This is a genomic window from Fulvivirga aurantia (assembly GCF_009711475.1).
Classification (GTDB): Bacteria; Bacteroidota; Bacteroidia; order Cytophagales; family Cyclobacteriaceae; genus Fulvivirga; species Fulvivirga aurantia.
Genome location: NZ_SMMD01000050.1, coordinates 1 through 308, shown reverse-complemented (window position 1 = coordinate 308; position 308 = coordinate 1). Strand labels below are relative to the sequence as shown.

The 308-nt window shown below is 46.1% G+C and carries 1 protein-coding gene; it reads left to right on the top strand.

Going from position 1 to position 308, the window contains the following annotated elements; translation table 11 throughout:
• Nucleotides 1–308, top strand: a 308-nt coding sequence (locus E1176_RS19985) for a hypothetical protein (protein ID WP_185152440.1), incomplete at both ends; no start/stop codon positions are given.

Here is a 308-nt window from a genome sequence, read left to right as displayed (position 1 = left end):
ATCGCTATCTGGGAGAATGACGGAACCACAGAAGTGGCCTGTAACCGATATGTAAATAACGATGATGATGTTTCCGCTACCGCTCTGGGCCTCACGCCAGGCAACACCTACTACATCTCTGTAGATAATAACTATAGTGGATATCGAGGCACGTTTACACTCTGTCTTAGCGATGCTGCTGATTATGACTTCTACGAAGGTGCTATTGACGTGACTTCTACCATAAATAGCTGTTCAGCTGATGCAGCATATACTACCATTGGCGCTACTGGTGATCAAACTGCCGGTAGCTGTTGGAATACTTCTCC